This window comes from Bacillus cereus group sp. BceL062 (genome assembly GCF_051780025.1).
GTDB classification, from domain to species: domain Bacteria; phylum Bacillota; class Bacilli; order Bacillales; family Bacillaceae_G; genus Bacillus_A; species Bacillus_A toyonensis.
On sequence record NZ_JBPWGY010000006.1, the window covers coordinates 290,664 to 310,792 of the forward strand.

Genomic DNA, 20,129 nt, shown 5'->3' on the forward strand with positions numbered 1-20,129 from the left:
AGTAAAGACGGGTAAAATTTATCATAGTTTCATAGTTAAACAAATTAATGATAAAATCGATCACTTATTTAAGGAGGTAATTCCCTCATGAAAATTAAGTTAACTGGTGTGTTAGCCGTGACATTAGCGCTAACTTTGATCCTACCAACAGGGGCGAAAGCATTCTATGATAATAAGACTACAGTTGTAACTAATGAAGAAGTAGTTAGCCAAGAACTGAAGAAGATTGCAGCAGAGAAGGCGGCGCTACTTACGGAGTCCCATGGGGCGAATAGCGTGCAGTATGCGCTAATTGATAATGGAAAACTTATTTTGTCGGGTCAGGCTGGCAAGAATGATATGGAAGGGGAAAAACCGCTAACCAATGATACTCAATACGGGATTGGTTCAGTCAGTAAAATGTATGCAACTGCGGCTGTAATGAAATTGGTCGATGAAGGAAAAGTCGATTTGGATGCTCCTGTTGTCCGCTATGTTCCTGATTTTAAGATGAAAGACGGTCGATACAAACGTATTACACCGCGTATGTTATTGAATCATTCCTCTGGATTGCAAGGTTCTACATTAGGTAATGCATTTTTATTTAACGATAATGATACCTATGCCCATGATACCTTGTTGCAGCAGTTGTCAAATCAAAACTTGAAGGCGGACCCTGGCGCTTTCTCGGTATACTGTAATGATGGCTTTACGCTGGCCGAAATTTTGGTGGAAAGAGTTAGTGGTATGAGCTTTACTGAATTTTTACATCAAAGCTTTACAGGGCCCTTAAAGATGAATCATACGAAAACGCCACAGGACAAATGGAGGTATGAAAATCGAGCTGGACTATATTTCCCTGCGTACCAAGGACAACTTCCAAATGAATCGGTGAATGTAATTGGTACGGGAGGCATATCTTCCACGGCAGAAGATATGGTGCGATTCTCACAATTATTTATGAGACAGGGGAAGGGAAAAGGGATTCTCTCTGATAAGGTAGTTAATGCGATGGAGCAAGAGGAATATAAAAAAGGAGTATGGCCAGGGGCTGGAGATAATATTTTTAACTATGGCCTTGGCTGGGATAGTGTGAAACTATACCCATTCAGTGAATATGGGATCAAAGCTTTGGCTAAGGGCGGCGATACTGCACTACAACATGCTATACTAGTCGTGCTTCCGGAACAGAAAATAGCAGCGGCTGTATTGACATCTGGTGGACGGAGCTCTACAAATCAACTATTGGCAACTGAATTGCTGCTCGCTACGCTTAAAGAAAAAGGCACTATTAAGGAAATCAAGCCAAACAAATCCTTTGGTAAGCCGGTCAAAGTCAAAATGCCTCAAGGCGTAGCAAAGAAAGCAGGATTTTATGGCAATAGCGAAACTCATTTTAAAATTGAAATTACGAACAACGGAGAACTGTTCTTACCATCTAATCGAGAAGAAAAATTTGTATATACTGCTGATGGAAGTTTTATTAATGAGGAGGGTACTTCCAAGCTCAACTTCGTAACCGAGAAGAATGGAAGAACTTATTTGAAGGAGAGCGCATATAAATCTCATCCAGGTTTAGGGCAAAGTGTGATGACCTACTATTTAGCTGAGAAACTAGAAGACAACGTGCTATCGAAGAAAACCGCTGCTGCATGGGCAAAAAGGGAAGGAGTCAAGTTCAATCTTGTAAACGAGAAATTTAGTTCTATTCAATATCTCGTTCAACCGAAACTTCTTACTACACAAATTATTCGCAAAGAAGGCTCAGCAGGCTATTGGGATGGAAGAAAAATTACAGGTCCGAATACCGCAACGCATCAGCTCCAAATTCCCGTAATGAATGGCCGTGATACAACGGAAACGCACTTCTATACAGAAGGTGGAAATGAATATATGGAGATGGCTGGGTTGTTATACGTAAGTGAATCTAATGTAAAACCAATTGATATAGGCCAATCATCTAAAGTTACGTTGGAAGCAAATGGGCATGCGAAATGGTTTGCAATTCCGCAAGCGGCAGCAGGGAAAACTATGACCGTGACGTTGCCATCAAAAGGTTCGTTTGCGGTGTATGATGAGAAGGGAGTTTGCGTCATCTTTAGCATCGTGAGTGACAATAACAAGGTGAAGCTGCCGAAGAACGGAACAATCGTATTCGCTGGGGCACCGAACTCGGAATTTGCAATCTCGATGAACTAGCTACAATTTAAGATGACCTTAAACAAAACCAGTACGGTACAGAAGATGTATTACTGGTTTTGTTTGTATTTATGCATTCTCTACGAAAAAACTTGAATAATATCACGCTCAAGCACTAAAATTGTATAAAGAAAAGACACCCTAAGGTGCCTTCTTCCGACTTGATAACCACTTTAATTTTAATAATATGTATTGGACTCCCATCCAAAGATAATTCTAACATATTTTCAGAAAAATGAAAGCGGATTCCTTAACTTGCTTAATTACTTTATCCATAACTTCTTTGTATTTGTTAAATTGGGCATCTTCCATATCCCTATTCATTTGTATAAGAAAGTTACTTTTTGCGTAAGTTTGAGAGAATGGCATCTGATTACCATTACCTAAATCATCATAGTATTTCGTAGCTTTTTCAAGATCTTCTTTGTTTTTAAACTCAAATATTCTACCGCCACTATCTTCACCTAATGCTGGAACTTGATTTTTTAATTTCAGATTACTTGGCTACTGATCATATTCTAATTTCAGATTTAAATTACCAACATAGGACTAGGAAATCTAGCAAGTATATAGCTGAACGTTTCGTAAAAAGAGTAGAAGGATTTAATAAAATTACACATTGCGATATTAAAATTCCTGATATATCGATAATCGAAGAGGTTCTTAAGCAAGCAGATCATGTAAGGAAATTATTACATATGGACATTCGACCAGAAAATATAATTGGATATAACGGAGAAGTTAAGGCGTTGATTGATATAAGGCTCTAATTGGTCACCCGCTGTTAGAACTATGAGGATAGCTGAAACTTATGAAATTGATTGGTATGAATTTAAAGATGAATATTAGAATAAAGGTATCTTCGAATCTATTCGTCGTATTGTCAGCCTATTTTATTAGCTTGATACAGTGGAAATGCTTGCAAATCAGTTTATAGCGCAACTGAAAATAAAGGATAAAGGTATATTTTATAAAGAGCATGTGAAAACACTGCATAATGAAATACATAGATATTTTATAAAAATAAATACGAGCAAAATGCACAAAATTTTCGTTCTGGGCGTGGTATGTGATTTTAAGTTGATGGGCATGGGGTACCGCCAGCATTTTTGAAGAAAAACATGCTAAGCAAAAACATAAAATAAGCTGCCCATATGGACAGCTTATTTACATAATTATCGTTATCGAAAGTTACTGTATTCATGTTTTAAAAGAGAATATACCTTAGAATCGCAATACATACCATTGATCATTACACTTTGTCTCAATGTTCCTTCATATGTCATTTTTAGCTTTTGCATAACTCGTTCAGACGCTGTATTCCTTATGTCGCATCTTCCTTCAATACGATTTAAATCTAATTCTTGAAAGCCAGGCTTTATTGGTTCTTCTAAAGCTTCAACGATAACTCCTTTTCCCCAATACAGTGGGTTAATAACGGCTCCTAAAGAAGCGCTACTGTGTGATAATTTCCAGATGCCACAGGTTCCAATAGCTTCTGATCATCCTTAAAGATAATAGACCATATGAAAGACTTACCTTTCTTAGCTGTGTCCATCGTATTTTCTAAAAAAGTACGAGTTTCATCCTTATTTTTGTGTACCTCTCGAGGTACATATGTAGTTGTTTGAGGATCCGAATAGACTTCAAATAAATCATCTAAATCATGAAAATCTAGTTTTTTTAATAAAAGACGCTTTGTTTCTAATTTTGGGATTTTATATGTATCTTCCATACTCTCACCTCAGTTAATCGTTATTTATATATTATATACCTTATTCATGTAAAGTTTACATAACCTATCATTATAAGTAGTCAACAATGAATAGAATTTTCGTTAAGGGGGGATTTTGATTTTTTAGGTTGATAGCGATGTGGTACTAGCCCATATCCATCAACCTAAGATTTTAAAATATCCCCTACTTAAGGAATTTGTAAGTGTCAAGTAAGAAAAACGAGAACTTTGTTTCGTATAATCAAAATATAAAGTGCAGGAAGAGGTTGTTTCTGAGGTTAATATGAAAGTGGCAAGAGAAGAAATCCACAGTTTTTTAGAGTAATAATATCAGTATGTCCAAGTTTTGGAGATTACTTGCAAATATTTTGAAGTTTTTGCACCAGAACCTTAATTACCATACCTGTTTTTTTACCATCACATATTGGGGGTTAAAACATGAATAAAAAAAGGAAAATACAAAAATCAGTACTTACCTTTACCCTACTCTTTTCTTTAGGGGTTTCATCTTTCCCGCTTGCAACAGCTATTCACGCAGATACAAGTGAGGAACAATCTGCAGAAAAGAAACGAATCTCTTTAACGGAGCGTACATCATTATTTTTTGAATACCTCCAGCAAGGTAAGTATGCAGAGGCACTCCAGTTGACGTCTGCTGCTTTTCAATCCAAATTTACAGCAACCACATTACAAAACTGGTGGACACAAAGTGGCTGGAGCGGGTTAAAAAGCATGGGAACCCCCGTGATAAAAGAACGAAACTTGGTCCATCAGACGGTGGAAATTCATGGAACTACCGAAGGAACTACCATCCCGCTACTCCTTAAATTCACGCCTGGCGGGAAAGTAGATGAGGTTGGAGAAAGGCCACCCGAGGAATCTTATACCATCCCGCATCCTAGCTATGATCAACCTGCTTCCTATCAAGAACGTGAAATCGTCATTGGAAATTCTATCTATCCGTTATCGGCCACATTAACGGTTCCGAAACATAAACCTGGTGAAAAGGTACCCGTAGTTGTTCTTGTTCATGGTGCTGGCATCCATGATCGCGATAGCACATATATGGGAACAAAAATCTTACGTGATCTTGCGGTGGGCCTTTCATCCAACGGAATTGCAGTGTTGCGCTATGAAAAACGCACCTTAGAACACGCATTAAAGATGAGTGCAGAACCTGTTACGTTAGACCGTGATACTACAGATGATGCCATATATGCAGCAAAATCAGCAGCGCAGCAAGAAGGCATTGATCCAAGTAATATCTTCATTCTTGGACATAGCCTAGGAGCCGGTACAATGCCACGTATACTGAGCAAAGCGCCTTCCTCACTTGTCAGAGGAAGTATCTTACTCGCACCACCTGCACGCCCTTTGACTGACATTGCCATTGATCAGTATCAATACCTTGGGGAATCAAAGGAAGTAATCGATGAAATAAAAAGGCAGTTCGCTTTTATCCAGGATCCTACTTTCAATCCTGACCACCCTCCAGCTGGCTACAATTTTGGGTCGCCTCATTTTATGTATGATGTTTCTAGGTGGCGTCCAGTTGAAGAGGCAAAATCACGAAAAGAGCCTTTACTTATTTTGCAAGGAGCACGCGATTATCAAGTAACAGTAAAAGATGAATATACAAAATGGCAAGAAGGACTTTCAAAACGCAGGAATGTTCAGTTCAAAAAATACCCGAAATTGAATCATTTCTTCACGGAGGGTGACGGGGAATTAAGTCGTCCTAGTGAATACGAAATCCCTGCTAATGTTCCCGAGTACGTCATCGAGGACATTATTACATGGGTCAACGAGACAAAAAAATAAGAAAACATCAAAAGCCTTCATGCAATCATCATTGCGTGAAGGCTTTTTTGAAACTAGTGATTCAGACATACCTATTATTTTCGATATCATTCTATATAATATTTGCCCCAAAACGAAAAATTAGAGTCTTTTATAGCAATGAAGTTCATTTTTATCATTTTGGGGGCAACCTATTCTGTTAGCTTGATAGCGATGTGGTAGGACCCCAAATATGTATGAATGGTGACAATGAATTCGTGTTTATAGACAAGAGTTTTGACCCTTATTTTAATGGTGGGGGTTGTATATTGATAATAAAGTCATTTAAAAACAAAAGTAAATCTCTTATTGTTATTTCGTTAATTTTTACCATACAAAAAAATAAAGTTAAAAGTGATGTAAAATGAATTCGTAGATTTGAATAAATAGGACGGAAGTTCTAATAAACAAAAGAAATTGAAGAATTATTTGAAGGCGTACCACCAACATTTCGGAAATTTTGTAAGGTAAGCAGTCAAAACTATAAAAATTGATTGTAATGTGTTCGCTTAAGCCATTACCAAAAAGATATTAACCACTAATCATCGGCACTTTGTTTTTGGTAATGAGTTTTGGTGACAGCGAAAGAAGCCAGTGAGAAATGGGGCATTTCAAATCGCCGGATACAGCTTTTATGTAAGTAGGGCAGGATTATAGGTGCATATCGGCTCGGCTGGACATGGGCTATTCCAGAGGATGCCGTAAAACCTGTCGATGGACGAACGAAATAAATCTTAAAACTACAGGGAAAATACAGATTGCTGTGTTATCTTTTTTACGGAGGTATACATTTATGGATATACGAATACTGCTTGTCGAGGACGATGAGCATATTTGCAATGCAGTGAAAGTCTTTTTATCTGGAGCGGGATATAAGGTGGATGCCTGTTTTAACGGGGATGAAGCGCATAGCAAGTTTTATGATAACACCTATCAGCTTGTCATTCTTGACATCTTGCTGCCGGGAATGAACGGTCATGAGCTTTTAAGGGAGTTCCGTAAGCTGAATAATACGCCGGTTCTGATGATGACCGCTCTTTCCGATGATGAGAATCAAATCAGAGCATTTGATGCGGAAGCGGACGATTATGTGACTAAGCCGTTCAAGATTCAGCTATTGCTGAAACGTGTGGAGGCGCTGCTCCGTCGCAGCGGTGCGGTGGCAAAGGAACTTCACTATGGCAAGCTGACACTTTTGCCGGAAGATTTCAAGGTTTTTTATGACGACGAAGAATTACTTTTGACCCTTAAAGAGTTTGAAATCTTAATGCTACTGGTGCAAAACAATGGCAGAACACTATCTCATGAAGTTATTTTGTCCCGCGTGTGGGGCTACGATTTTGACGGTGATGGCAGCACCGTGCATACTCACATTAAAAACCTACGGGCGAAGCTACCAGATAATATCATCAAAACAGTACGCGGAGTGGGCTACCGATTGGAGGAAACTTCATGAAAAAGAATGGGATATTTATTAAGATTTTTGCCTATACGATAGTTGCTATGCTGTTGATTGTTTTCGTAACTGCCGCATTGTTTTCAGGTCAATTCTTAACACTGTACAGAGCAGTTGAAAGGGAACAAATATTAGTGTCCTATCAGCCTTTGGTCAATAGAGTAAAAAATAGTGATTATAACGATATTCCCGCAGCAGCGCAAAGGTTTCGTGACAACAACCAATCATTTGAGTTTTGCATTATAGATGATAATGGCGGCGTGATTTACGCTACGCCGGGTGCGGATACCTCGGATAATTTCAATGGTGACTTTTACTATGTGGTGCATAATGATAAAGCGCTCGGCTATTCTGTCGTCGCCCAGACCAGACCGGGCTTAACTGCCTTTTACAATGAAATAATTGTGCGGGCATTGGTCGCGTTTGCCATTATACTCGCCCTCTGCCTTTTGTGCGCGTATGTTTTTGCACGGCAGATAACCAACCCCATCAAGCGACTGGCGGATGACGCCGGGAAAATGACAAGGCTTGAAGATGTACCGCAAAGCCTGCCTATACGCCGGGATGAATTAGGCGATTTGTCGCGTGACATTCACTCTATGTACGATAAGTTGAAAGATACCATTTCCCGGTTAGAAAATGAAATCCTGCGGGTAAGGGAAATGGAGGAAGCACAGCGATATTTCTTTTCGGCGGCTTCACATGAGCTAAAAACGCCTATCGCGGCAACAAGTATCTTGCTGGAGGGTATGCTCGAAAATGTAGGTGATTACAAAGACCATCCCAAATACCTGCGCGAATGCGTGAAGATGATGGACACGCAGGACGATGTGATTTCCGAGATACTGGAGATTGTCAACCTGAGCGATGGGAAAATCTCTCAGGCTTCTGAAAAACTGAAAGTCAGGCAAATAGTGGCTGACATACTGCCTGACTTTCAGATATTAGCTGAAGCAAACGGTCAGTACATTGTTACGGACATTCCTGACGGACAAAACTGCCTTGTCGATTCTAAAATGCTTCAAAAAGCACTTTCCAATATTATTTTGAACGCAGTACAGAATACGCCTACAGGCGGTGAAATTAGGATATGGAGCGAGCCTGTGGCTAAACAATATCGCCTTTGCATACTAAACACAGATGCAAGGATAGACGATACAGTTCTGCCTAAGTTATTTGACCCATTTTACCGTATGGATAAAGTGCGGGGTCGGAAAAGTGGGCGCAACGGTTTAGGCTTGACCATCGTGCGGAAAACGTTGGAAGTAATGAACATTGAATATGCTTTGGAAAACGTTCCGAATGGTGTTCTGTTTTGGATGAATTTTCCAAAAGTATAAATAACACAAGGAGAAAAAATAATGAAATCAGAAAACCGAAATAAACTTACAATTGCATTGTTTGTAGTATATATGCTGCTGTTGACAGGCGTCATTCTCTTCAAATTACCGTTTTTTTCTTCTGAAATATCAGACGGGATACGAGTAATCAATCTGATTCCATTTCAGGGGTCTTTCGATGACAGCGGAACTATTGATTTTAGAGAAATAAGAGATAATATACTTATTTTTATCCCTTTAGGTATATATATTTGTATGCTAAAAAGCAAATGGCCTTTTATGAAGAAAGTTCTTCCAATTGTTGCTTTGACATTGGCGTTTGAGGCTATACAATTCATTTTCGCAATGGGAAGAAGCGATATTACTGATGTACTTGACAATACGCTTGGAGGGGTAATCGGCATTGGTATTTATGCTTTATTGTTCAAGATTTTCAAAAATAGGACTGTTAAGGTTGTAAATATACTTGCCTTGGTAGTAACTGTTTGCGTAGTATTATATTTCGCCTATCTGTTTTATCTCAGCCATTTTGTTATGAGGCGTCTGCACCCCTGATGTTAGCAACCAAGCTTTATCACTTTGACCGACAGGGTTATTCCTGCCGGTCTTTTTTGATTTTCTCCGCTACAGACAAACTACAGGTTGGTAACAGGGGAAATACAAATTGCTTTGCCATAATAGGAGCATGACGAACGTAAATGTCTATTTTACGCCATACATAGCATGACTACCGCAATGAAAATGAAAAAACTAATCGCACTCGCTTTAGCACTTTTTCTCGTACTATTATTTCAACCAACCTGCTGGTTGATTGAAATAGGGATATTTGATTAACTTTATTGTCATTGGATCCCTGCCACATTCCAACCACCTATACTCCCCAAAATGAAAATCCGAACTGTATTCCACAAATAAGTTTTTAAAATTATCATTTTGGGGTATTTATTTTTCTTAGCTTAACGGGCATGGGATAGCTCCACATCGCTTTCAATCTAAGGTTTAAAGTTCCATTGAAGCGAAAATTTTGTATTTTCGTCCCGGCAAGATGAGCCAGCGTTCTATCTAAAAAACAAGTAGGAAGAAAAGTATTATAGATTAATATGTTAAGTGTTTGTATTTTAGAGGGGGATATGTATTATAGAATTGTTAAAATTGAACTACTCACAACTTATTCGTTTTTAAAATAGCCAACTTGAAATGGATCCAAATGTGGTAAGTCAATTAGAGTAGAGAACTAATTATTCTTTAGTAGTATTAATGGTAAGTATAAATGGTAAAAAGCAATGAATATGCACAATTTCATATATAAATAGGTATTTTTTGTTAACTCTTTTAAAGGGAAGCTAATGTATGAAATTAGTATGATAGAATCAATTTGTATTAAATCGAAAGGGGATGAGTGTATGTTAAAAAGAATGATTCTAGGGGTTTCATCATTAGTAGTGGGAGCAACAGTTGGTTTAGCGACAGATGTATCTGCGGCACCAGCACCACCGTTAACATCATTAAATATAGTAAAAGTTGAATCTCAATTAGGCGGAGTTGAGTTTATTGGTCCCAACAATTTAAGTACAGTTAAAGATCATGGAGGAAGCTATTTATATATTTATACAAATGAAATGGGATACGGTAGAAATCCGATTGCTCAAATGAGTGGTCAAAGACTAAAAAAAATAGATTCTAAGATGATTGATATAAATGGTGATAAAACAGTTGATGGATGGGAATATAAATGGGATGCTTCGGGACAGCAAAATGGACAATTTAAATATCAGAACACATCTACAAATGCACCATGGAATACATTGTCTACGTCATTAAACATTAAATAAACTAACAGAAGAATCTAGTATTAATTTATTGGTCGTTTGCAATATGTGTAATGCTTAGGTAACTATAGGAGTCTACGTTTTTTAGTGGGCTCTTTTTATCTAATGATAGGATAACGGCAAATAGATAAGCTATTTTGTTTAATTATCAGGTTCAAGGTTTACATAATATTATTTTGGTAAACACATTTGTGTTTAATAGTGTAATTAATAAAGGAAATAAATCTATCATAAAATCAATTAAGTTATTTAGTAGATCTTTCATCATAAATATTTAAAACTACATATTTATGAATCTTTATAATATTTTTAGTCTACATGTAGTCCCAAATCATACGATTTTATAACAAAATACTATAATTTGACTAGTAATAGTAGTGAAAAAAACATTAAACATACCTAGGTAATATAGCTAATGTTATTTTTTTACATAATTTGTTTAATAGTATGTATATCGTTATTATTCAATGTAAATAAAATAATTTAAAAGGAGATAGGAAGTTATGTTTAAAGTCAAAACAAGAGGAAGAATAAAAAAAATTGCTATGATTTCTGCGATGTGCACCATGATCTCAATGTATGGAACACCAATTTCTAGTACAGAGGCAGCAATCCGCTCCCATGCTCCATCAGTTTATGTAACACCACAAAATACTGCTGCTTCAGATATTATCAGCATAGACTGGTCTCCAGTCCAAACAGCACCTTATACATATTGGGCTGTACATAACTGGAATCAGGGGGGAGAGGGTGGTGGTTATGCTGGCTTTCAACAACAAAGCGGTTTTGATCAAACCGGTAAACGTACCCTTCACTTTGCACTTTGGGATCCAATAGCATCAAACCAAGCAATAAAAGCTGAATATTTATCTCCGACTTCAGAAGCCAGTAGATTTGGTGGAGAAGGAACAGGACTGAAGGTACAAACAACTTATAATTGGAAAGATAGTGAATGGTATCGAATGACTCTACGTTCTTGGCAAGAAGATGGCCATACAAAATTTGGCCAGTGGATAAAAGATAATAAATTAAATCAATGGAAGTTAGTTGCTATTATGGATCATCCAGTTGCGAATGTTGCATTCAACTATGGTCTATCGATGTTTCAAGAGGACTGGGCTGGTAATGGACAAGATGTAAGAGAAGCACGTCTTAAAAATGGATATAGCAGAAAAGTTTCAGATAAACAATGGGATTCTTGGAACAATCAGCGTATTTCTGGGCAACATGATACTTCTTATCAATACGATGGAGGAGCAACTTCAGAATATGTATGGGTTAAAGCAGGAGGAAATACGCAATCAACGATTGGTACTGGAAAGACTTTTAATATAAATCAGCCTAGTCAACCAGAAATGGGAAATTTGGATTTTGATATTCAAACTATTCGTTTTGAAAATGAAAAATTAAATGTGTCTTGGAAATTGAAAGAACAAAGTACTCCCCAGTTTAAAGGAAAGATTGAAATCTATGACAATGAAAAGTTAACGGGACAAGCTTTGAAAGTAATCGACAATATTAAGTCCTATCAAACTGAGGTAAGTCAAACTATGCAATTGCCTCAAACAGCTTATGCTAAAATTACATTAACAGATATATTTGATCGAACTGTAGAGAAAAAAGTAGGAATTACAAATGGAAATTCTGATATTTTAGTAGGGAATCAATTTGCATGGTCACTAAAAGGAATTAGTGATTTCGAGTTTGCTAAAATCAATTTCAATAAATCGACAGAAGAAATGCAAATTGACTTAAAAGCAGGCGTACCTCATCATTATTTTAATGAAACATATGCGAGTATTAAAGTACAAAATGCATCAGGAAAAGTAGTATACAATAAAGATATTTATGGAAACAAACAACAAAATGCTGAATCGCAAAAAGTTCCAGTCAAAATAGGTGATTATATTGAGCTAACACATCTAGAAGGTGTGCATAGAGCTACTTTCACAAATGTAGACTACAGTAAACAAGAAAGCTTTGGAAAAAAAGCAATGTATGAAGTCACAAAAGAAGGCTTAAAGAAAGTAGAAAAAATGCCAGAAACAACAATTTTAGACGGAAATCAATTTGCATGGTCCTTAAAAGGATATAGTAATCGAGAAATTGCAAAAGTAGATTATAACAAAACGGTAGAAGAGATGAAGGTAAAACTAGAAGCTGGTGTACCACATTCATACTTTACTAGTACGTATGCGAGTATTAAGGTCCAGAATTCTTCTGGTAACGTTCTGTACAATAAGGAAATCGTGGGAAATAAACAACAAAATGCTGAAACCCAAACAGTGCCTATAAAAGTGGGAGATTATATAGAATTTACTCATATAGAAGGGGAAGCAGCAAAGGAAAAGACACGAGCAATTTTAACGAATCTTGAAAATAACAAAAATGAGACCATTGGAAAGACAGCAAGGTATCAGTTTACAAAAGAGGGCTTAAAGAAAGTAGAAAAAATGCCAGAGACAACAATTTTAGACGGGAAACAATTTGCATGGTCCTTAAAAGGATATAGTGATCGAGAAATTGCAAAAGCAGAGTATAATAAAACAGCAGAAGAGCTGAAAATCAAATTAGAAGCAGGCGTACCGCATTCATACTTTAATAGTACATATGCAAGTATTAAAGTCCAGAACGCATCCGGTAGCGTTATGTACAATAAGGAAATCGTGGGAAATAGACAACAAAATGCTGAAACCCAAACAGTACCTATAAATGTAGGAGATTATATAGAATTTACTCATATAGAAGGGGAAGCAGCAAAGGAAAAAACACGTGCGACTTTAACTAACCTTGAGAATGGAAAACAGGAATATATAGGAAAGAAAAGAACATATCAGGTTACATCTACTGGATTAGTAAGACAATAAATGTATAAAAAAGTTGGGGGAATCCTCAACTTTTTTATATTAAAACATTATTATCTTATACCAGCCTTGACTTATGTAACTTAAATGCTATTACCATATTGTATGTGCGTTCATGCCATTTCCAAGAATCAGAATAAATATTGGCAATAAAACTGGCCCTAAGGTAAGAAGTAGATTTAAAAGTATAAGAATTCTATATATCCAGGGATAATGTTCATCAATTTGATTTGCAAATACTATAATAACTAATGACATTATATTTGTTACATATAATCCTAGCATTAGAAACCAATAATTTGCCATTATACTGAGACTCCATGCTCCTAATAATTCGTGTATTACACCAAATGATATTCCTAATACTGCAAAACTAAAGGAAACAACTGCGATTTTTTTGAGAACTTTAGTAAATATTTTATCATGAGAATTTTCAGGATATAAACTCATTATATTAAATAAAGATAAATAGCCCATTAAAACTCCCACCCCAGACAATAACAGGTCTCCATGTGATTTGAAAAAACAGAACAGCCCTGCTACAGAAAAAATAAAGGAAATAAATATTTTTTTAAACACCGGTTTCATTATATTTTCACACCCTTAAAAAATTCGATTATAATCAACTTTGTTGCAGTTAAATTCAAATTAACCTCTTTTTACAAGCTAATCTTTGAATTTCATATGTTACACCTTTAGCATGTTTACTTTATATCTTTTTATTAGGTTATATAGATTAATTTGCGGTAATTGCATACGAAATTTAAAATTAATAATTTATATATCATTTATGCATTTTTCTTATATGGGTAAAGATATTCAAAAATTAACTAGAATTATTTATAGTAAAGTATACATTAACATAAGGTTAAGTATATGTAAATATAATTAAATTCAAATTAATTATATTTCTTATTTAAAGGGGATTACGTACATGAATAATATCAATATAGGTCAAAAAATTATGACATTTAGAAAGAACGCAGAATTAACTAGTAAACGTTTAGCAGAATTAGCCCATATAACCCCCTCAATGTTAAGTCAGATTGAGAAAGGAATTACTAATCCTTCTCTACAGACATTAAAATTGATTTCTGTAGCATTAAATATGCCTTTATTTAATTTTTTCTTGGAGGATACAAATACAGAAGAATTGGCTGTAAGAGCCAATCAAAGAAAAAAAATCCACTTTCCTGAAAGTGGTGATGTTTCATATGAGTTACTGTCTCCCACTTTAAATGGAGCACTCGAACTTGCTCTAATGAATTTATTGCCTTAAACCTCTTCATCTACAGAGCCTGTAGCACATAAAGGTGAAGAAATAGCATTTATTATGGAGGGGCATGTAACTCTGTACTTAAATGATGAGGTTTTACTTCTCTATACAGGCGATAGTGTTAAAATTCCGCCGTATGCAAAACATAAATGGGAAAATAATTCTTCTAATAAAGTGATTGTTATATTTGGAGTAACTCCACCATCTTTTTAATACAATAGCATATTGAGCTAATTATTTTTTTGTAATCATAGTTGAGTTAGCGTGCAAAATTCGTATTTTGTTGGCGCCTCTAAAGATAGTTGAACCATTAAAGTGTAATTGAATAATGTAAATAGAAGCTTTGTCCATCGGATGGGGCTTTTTTTACATATCAGAGAGCATAGAAAAAGTAAAAAACTGTTATTGAAAATGTTGAAGAATAATTTGTAAATCATCATAATAGCGGCCAAATATGCAGGTTGCATGAAATATAAGAAGGTAACGGAAGAAAAAATATATTACCTCTTTGTGGTGTAGAAATTAATTCAAAACAATCGGGATAATAAGCTAGTGGTAGTTCTTTAATAGAACTACCACTTTTACTTTTTTGCTAATCTAAGTTATAGAAATAGGGGTATCAAGCTAATATTTTGAGAACCCTCCATAACGAAAAGTATATCTCTTCACAGCTAATTATTAGATTTTGACTCATTTTATTTTGTTTTGTTTTTTGGAACAATTAATTTTTTAAGTTAATGGGTATGAATGGTGCCTCTTAAAAGAGAAAACATCCGCCTAAAATGGATATTGTATTTAATAAAGCGCCCAGTAAGCAGGGCGCTTTTTCAATTATATTCTACCCATCCAATTGGAGAATCAACATGCTATTTTAGTTAAAGAAAAAAGTTAGAAACCATCTCTATTAAGTTTATTAATTAAGAAACAATAAATATACGCTTTAATGGATACTTATTGCATTTGAGGGGGGATGTAAGATATCATCTTTTTTAAATAAATAAAATATAAAACGCCAAACGAAATTTGAAAATTAAACTGAAATTAAAGGAGAGTACGATATGAATACAATCATGATTGTAGAAGATGATATGAAGATTGCTGAATTACTGGGAACTCATATAAAAAAATATGGATACCAAAGTGTTATTATAGAGGATTTTGAAAATATATTAGAAATATTTCAAGAGATAAAACCAGATGTAGTGCTATTAGATGTAAATTTACCTAATTTTGACGGTTATTATTGGTGTCGCCAGATACGAGCTATTTCTACTTGTCCAATTGTATTTCTATCTGCAAGGAGTGGAGAGATGGATCAAGTTATGGCTTTAGAAAATGGTGGTGATGATTACATTACGAAACCTTTTTATTATGAAGTTGTAATGTCTAAAATCCGTAGTCAACTTAGAAGAGCATACGGTGAATATGCTCCAAAAGTAAAAGAACGAATAGTTGAGCGATCAGGGTTATCCCTGTTCCCAGAAAGAATGGAACTTCAACTAGATGAAAAGACAATTTTACTAACTAAAAAAGAAACAACTTTATTGGAAATATTGATAACAAAGTCTCCACTCCTTGTAAAACGTGAAGTGATTTTAGAACAACTATGGGATAGTTCATATATAGACGAGAATACATTGAGTGTAAATATAGGTAGAATTAGAAGGAAATTACAAGATTTAGGTATTGAAAACGCACTTGAGACAGTTCGTGGTGCTGGATATCGTTTGCATGCTACTTGGGAGAAGGAAGGAAAGGAATAATGAAATTATTTTTACAAGAACATATTCCACTCATTTGTTATACATTTGCCCAATTGCTTATCATCCTTTTTATATATTGGTTTGATGGTTATCCACATATTTTGACAGCATTATATTCTGTATTTTTGGGTGTTTTTTTATTAATGGGTTATTTAATATATCGTTATTATAGTCATCGTTCATTCTACAAGCGTCTATCAACACCAATGGAAACGTTAAATGAATCAATAAAAGATAGTGATTTGACTCCTTTATCAATGGCCTTAGAAACATTACTTCAAACTCAATATCAATATTATCAAAACCAATTAAAAAAATGGGAACGAAAACAACAAGAACAAATGACTTTTATGAATCAATGGGTTCATCAAATGAAAACACCTCTTTCTGTTATTGAGTTAATTACACAAGATGCAGATGACTCTCGATTTGACAGTATTAATGAAGAAACGGAAAGAATCAAAAAAGGATTAGAAATGGTCTTATATGTTGCTCGTTTAGAAACATTTGAACAGGATTTTCATGTAGAAAAATTGCAATTATTGGGAATGATTGATTCTGTTATTCATGAAAATAAACGTTTGTTTATACGTAGTTATGTGTATCCAGAAGTAAAAGTAGATCCGAGTCTTATTGTAGAAACAGATAAGAAATGGATTCGATTTATACTCAATCAAGTACTGTCAAATGCAATTAAATATTCATCAAGTAAGAAAGGGAAAGTAATAGTATCGGCGTATTCAAAAGGACGAGCAATTATTTTGGAAGTAAGAGATTATGGAGTGGGCATTCCTACTGCTGATTTACCACGTGTTTTCAATCCATTTTATACTGGAGAAAATGGTAGGAAATATAAAGAGTCTACGGGAATGGGATTATATCTTGTTAAAGAAGTATGTGAAAAATTAAATCATAAGATTGAGCTAGAATCTGAAGTAGGTAAGGGAACAAAAGTTAGAATCGTATTCCCATATGCATCTCGTTAACCGATGAAAGGTAGACTTTTCATCGGTTTTTTCTTTTGAATCTTACAAACTTGTTAGATAAATGTTAGGGAAATCGATATGAGACATACTATATATAGGTTACACTTCATGTATCGAAAAGAGAAATGGAAGGTGAAATACTTGTGGAGATACTACATGTTTCAGATTTAGGGAAAGTTTATTCTGGAGAAATTTCTTATACAGCATTATCCCATATTGATTTAAAAATAAACAAAGGTGAATTTGTAGGAATTATGGGTCCATCTGGGAGTGGTAAAACAACGTTATTAAATATGGTTTCTACTATAGATGCTCCAACATCAGGAGAAGTATTAATTCACGGAGAAAATCCATATCTGTTATCTCCAGATCAGTTATCTTTATTTCGAAGACATGAATTAGGGTTTGTGTTTCAATCATTTAATCTCCTTAATACATTGACAGTGAAAGAAAATATTGTTCTGCCACTTACACTTGATGGCGTAAGCCCTAGAGAAATGGAAGGGAAAGTGGAAGCTATTGCTGAAAAACTAGGGATAACTGAAATATTAGATAAACGTACGTATGAAATTTCTGGTGGGCAGGCACAAAGAACAGCAATCGCACGAGCTACTATTCATAATCCGAAATTATTACTTGCGGATGAGCCTACAGGAAATCTGGATTCAAAATCTGCTAGTGATGTGATGGGATTATTGACAAAGCTTAATAAAGAAAATAACACAACTATGATGTTAGTGACACATGATGCAATGGCTGCAAGTTATTGTGATCGAATTGTGTTTATCAAAGATGGACAGTTATACAATGAGATTTATTGTGGAGATAATCGCAAAGTATTCTATCAAAAAATTCTAGAGGTTTTAGCATTATTAGGAGGAAATGCAAATGACTTTTCGACAATTCGCATTTAATAACGTCATTCGAAGTAAACGAACATATTTGGCTCATTTTTTAAGTAGTACGTTTGCTATTATGATTTTCTTTACGTATGCATTACTTGCATTTCATCCTAATTTACAAGGCGATCTTGCTGCCAGTGTAACAATCAATACATTTGCAAAGTCAGGATTACAGATATCGCAGGGGTTAATATTTTTCTTCTCATTCTTCTTTATCCTATATTCTGTAAGTGCATTTTTGAAAACAAGAAAAAAAGATTTCGGAATTCTAATGTTACATGGGATGTCACGTTCACAGTTGAATAAATTAGTATTTATTGAAAATATAATAATTGGAATCGCTTCTATTTTAACAGGAATTACTATTGGAATGGCGTTCTCTAAGTTTATCTTAATTATGAGCAACAATCTGTTAATAATTGATAAAGGACTCCCATTTTACGTACCCTTTAAGGCAATTGGAATAACATTTGGAGCTTTCTTTTTATTATTTTTATTTATCTCACTTTTCACTTCTCGACTAGTAAATGTCGAGCAATTAGTAGAATTAATAAAAGCAGAGGAAAAGCCAAAGCCTGAACCAAAAGCATCCTTTTGGCTATCTGTATTCGCACTTATTTGTATGGGATTAGGATATACGGCTGTTTTCCATAGTGTTCAAGCAATTCATTACAAGGATATGAAATATGTATTATTCATGATGGCGACAGGGGTGAGCTTTGTTGTACTTGGAACGTACTTCTTGTTTACACAGCTCAGTGTGTATGTGTTACGTGCATTAAAGAAAAGAGAAAATATTTTCTTTAAGAAAACAAACATACTTACCATCTCAGATTTAGTGTATCAATTAAAAGATAATGCAAAAATGTTTTTTATGGTAACTATTATTTCTGCCGTTGCCTTCACTGCAGTAGGGACCTGTATGGGATTAGGCAATTCGTCCATGGCTGAATCGGATAATCCTTTTGCATTTTCTTATGAATCTTATAATAATAATCCTTTAGAAAAAGAGCATCTAAAAAGAATAGAAAGCGAACTCAATAATGATGGGTTTAAATTCAAACAAGTAGCTTATTCAATAAAACAAATTCCAGATACCCTTTATAACAGCAATGTATTATTAAGCGTCATAAAAATAAGTGATTACAATAGGTTAGCAGAATCCTTTGATTTTGAAAAAGAAAGCTTAAAAGATCAAAATAGTAGTTTTGTCATTCCTTCAAAAAAAGTCTCTAATACAAAATCTAATCAAAATGACTTTCAATTGTTGCATGAAAATATAAAAAAAGATATGCATGTAGATAAAATACTAACTCCGAAAGAACTACAAGATACAACCGTCACGATAATTATTGTACCAGACGCTGTATATAACCAAATGATAGTGGATCCAGAAAATCAATATGGGCAATCTACTATTAATGGTTTTATTGTGAAGGATTGGGAGAAAACGAAAAAAGTTGCTGAAAAAATCGTAACTACTCTACAGAAAGATAATGAAGGTATACATGAACCTGTATTATACAACGAACAATATAAATTTTCTTCATTAATATCTACATGGATAGTGATGAAACAAGGTTTTGGACTTGCATCCATCATGAGTGTATTAATAGGCATTGTTTTCTTTACGTTTGCTGCAAGCTTTTTATATTTCCGATTATACACAGACTTAGAACGAAATCAGCAGCAATATAAAATGATAGCAAAAGTTGGTTTAAGTAAACGGGAATTAAAGAAAATTGTGTCACGTCAACTTGTATTACTATTCTTTTTACCAATTATAATTGCAATTACACATAGTGCAGTAGCTTTTACGGCCTTACAAGAGTTAGCCGATTTTTCAGTCTTGGGTAGTTCAGTTATGGTATTAATTTGTTTCTTAATTTTGCAAATTATATACTTTTACTTTGTTCGTTCTCAATACTTGAAAAAAATGTATAAAACGATTTTTTAATTCA

Annotated in this window: 12 protein-coding genes and 4 pseudogenes; 13 read left to right on the forward strand and 3 right to left on the reverse strand. The window is 34.9% G+C overall.

The genetic code is table 11. From position 1 onward, the window contains the following. The first annotated feature begins 87 nt into the window (after window positions 1-87). A complete protein-coding gene (locus tag ACS2MN_RS16610) occupies window positions 88-2,178 on the forward strand; it encodes a serine hydrolase domain-containing protein (RefSeq protein ID WP_346994686.1) in 2,091 nt (696 codons plus the stop codon). A gap of 216 nt (window positions 2,179-2,394) precedes the next feature. Here the strand turns inward: ACS2MN_RS16610 and ACS2MN_RS16615 are convergent. Continuing rightward, window positions 2,395-2,655, reverse strand: a pseudogene (locus tag ACS2MN_RS16615) (hypothetical protein); the annotation flags it as partial. Here ACS2MN_RS16615 and ACS2MN_RS16620 point away from each other — a divergent pair. Beyond that, a pseudogene (locus tag ACS2MN_RS16620) lies at window positions 2,631-3,189 on the forward strand (phosphotransferase family protein); the annotation flags it as partial. The pseudogenes ACS2MN_RS16615 and ACS2MN_RS16620 sit on opposite strands and share 25 nt — an antisense overlap. Before the next feature lie 170 nt (window positions 3,190-3,359). On the opposite strand, the pseudogene ACS2MN_RS16625 reads toward ACS2MN_RS16620, so the two are convergent. After that, window positions 3,360-3,913: pseudogene (locus tag ACS2MN_RS16625) on the reverse strand (GNAT family N-acetyltransferase). A gap of 438 nt (window positions 3,914-4,351) precedes the next feature. On the opposite strand from ACS2MN_RS16625, the gene ACS2MN_RS16630 reads away from it, so the two are divergent. The 6 genes from ACS2MN_RS16630 to ACS2MN_RS16655 all read left to right on the forward strand — a co-directional run bounded on the left by ACS2MN_RS16630 (window position 4,352) and on the right by ACS2MN_RS16655 (window position 13,244). Next, window positions 4,352-5,734: an alpha/beta hydrolase family protein gene (locus ACS2MN_RS16630; RefSeq protein WP_346994687.1), complete on the forward strand. Its 1,383-nt coding sequence runs from the start codon at window positions 4,352-4,354 to the stop codon at window positions 5,732-5,734. Window positions 5,735-6,545: 811 nt separating this feature from the next. Further along, window positions 6,546-7,208 carry a response regulator transcription factor gene (locus tag ACS2MN_RS16635; protein WP_098806016.1) on the forward strand — a complete coding sequence of 221 codons (663 nt, stop codon included), beginning with the start codon at window positions 6,546-6,548 and terminating at the stop codon, window positions 7,206-7,208. Continuing rightward, window positions 7,205-8,548 (forward strand): sensor histidine kinase, encoded by a 1,344-nt coding sequence (locus tag ACS2MN_RS16640; protein ID WP_098806017.1) that lies wholly within the window; start codon window positions 7,205-7,207, stop codon window positions 8,546-8,548. Before ACS2MN_RS16635 ends, ACS2MN_RS16640 begins: the two co-directional genes overlap by 4 nt. Before the next feature lie 21 nt (window positions 8,549-8,569). Beyond that, window positions 8,570-9,103 carry a VanZ family protein gene (locus ACS2MN_RS16645; protein ID WP_198130871.1) on the forward strand — a complete coding sequence of 178 codons (534 nt, stop codon included), beginning with the start codon at window positions 8,570-8,572 and terminating at the stop codon, window positions 9,101-9,103. A gap of 791 nt (window positions 9,104-9,894) precedes the next feature. Then, window positions 9,895-10,380 (forward strand): DUF4879 domain-containing protein, encoded by a 486-nt coding sequence (locus ACS2MN_RS16650; RefSeq protein WP_098806019.1) that lies wholly within the window; start codon window positions 9,895-9,897, stop codon window positions 10,378-10,380. A gap of 500 nt (window positions 10,381-10,880) precedes the next feature. Next, window positions 10,881-13,244 (forward strand): putative mucin/carbohydrate-binding domain-containing protein, encoded by a 2,364-nt coding sequence (locus ACS2MN_RS16655; RefSeq protein ID WP_346994688.1) that lies wholly within the window; start codon window positions 10,881-10,883, stop codon window positions 13,242-13,244. A gap of 90 nt (window positions 13,245-13,334) precedes the next feature. Here ACS2MN_RS16655 and ACS2MN_RS16660 read toward each other — a convergent pair whose 3' ends face one another. Beyond that, entirely contained in the window at window positions 13,335-13,829 is a 495-nt protein-coding gene (locus tag ACS2MN_RS16660) for a DUF3902 family protein (protein WP_098139888.1), read from the reverse strand. 346 nt (window positions 13,830-14,175) lie between these two features. On the opposite strand from ACS2MN_RS16660, the pseudogene ACS2MN_RS16665 reads away from it, so the two are divergent. The 5 genes and pseudogenes from ACS2MN_RS16665 (at window position 14,176) to ACS2MN_RS16685 (ending at window position 20,125) form a co-directional block, all read left to right on the forward strand. Next, window positions 14,176-14,730, forward strand: a pseudogene (locus tag ACS2MN_RS16665) (helix-turn-helix domain-containing protein). Window positions 14,731-15,575: 845 nt separating this feature from the next. Beyond that, window positions 15,576-16,280, forward strand: a complete 705-nt coding sequence (locus tag ACS2MN_RS16670) for a response regulator transcription factor (RefSeq protein WP_200204434.1) — start codon at window positions 15,576-15,578, stop codon at window positions 16,278-16,280. Beyond that, entirely contained in the window at window positions 16,280-17,266 is a 987-nt protein-coding gene (locus ACS2MN_RS16675) for a sensor histidine kinase (RefSeq protein ID WP_346994689.1), read from the forward strand. Before ACS2MN_RS16670 ends, ACS2MN_RS16675 begins: the two co-directional genes overlap by 1 nt. Window positions 17,267-17,409: 143 nt before the next feature. Then, window positions 17,410-18,180 (forward strand): ABC transporter ATP-binding protein, encoded by a 771-nt coding sequence (locus ACS2MN_RS16680; RefSeq protein WP_346994690.1) that lies wholly within the window; start codon window positions 17,410-17,412, stop codon window positions 18,178-18,180. Further along, window positions 18,155-20,125 carry an ABC transporter permease gene (locus ACS2MN_RS16685; protein WP_346994691.1) on the forward strand — a complete coding sequence of 657 codons (1,971 nt, stop codon included), beginning with the start codon at window positions 18,155-18,157 and terminating at the stop codon, window positions 20,123-20,125. The genes ACS2MN_RS16680 and ACS2MN_RS16685 overlap by 26 nt, the downstream gene beginning before the upstream one ends. Window positions 20,126-20,129: the final 4 nt, after the last annotated feature.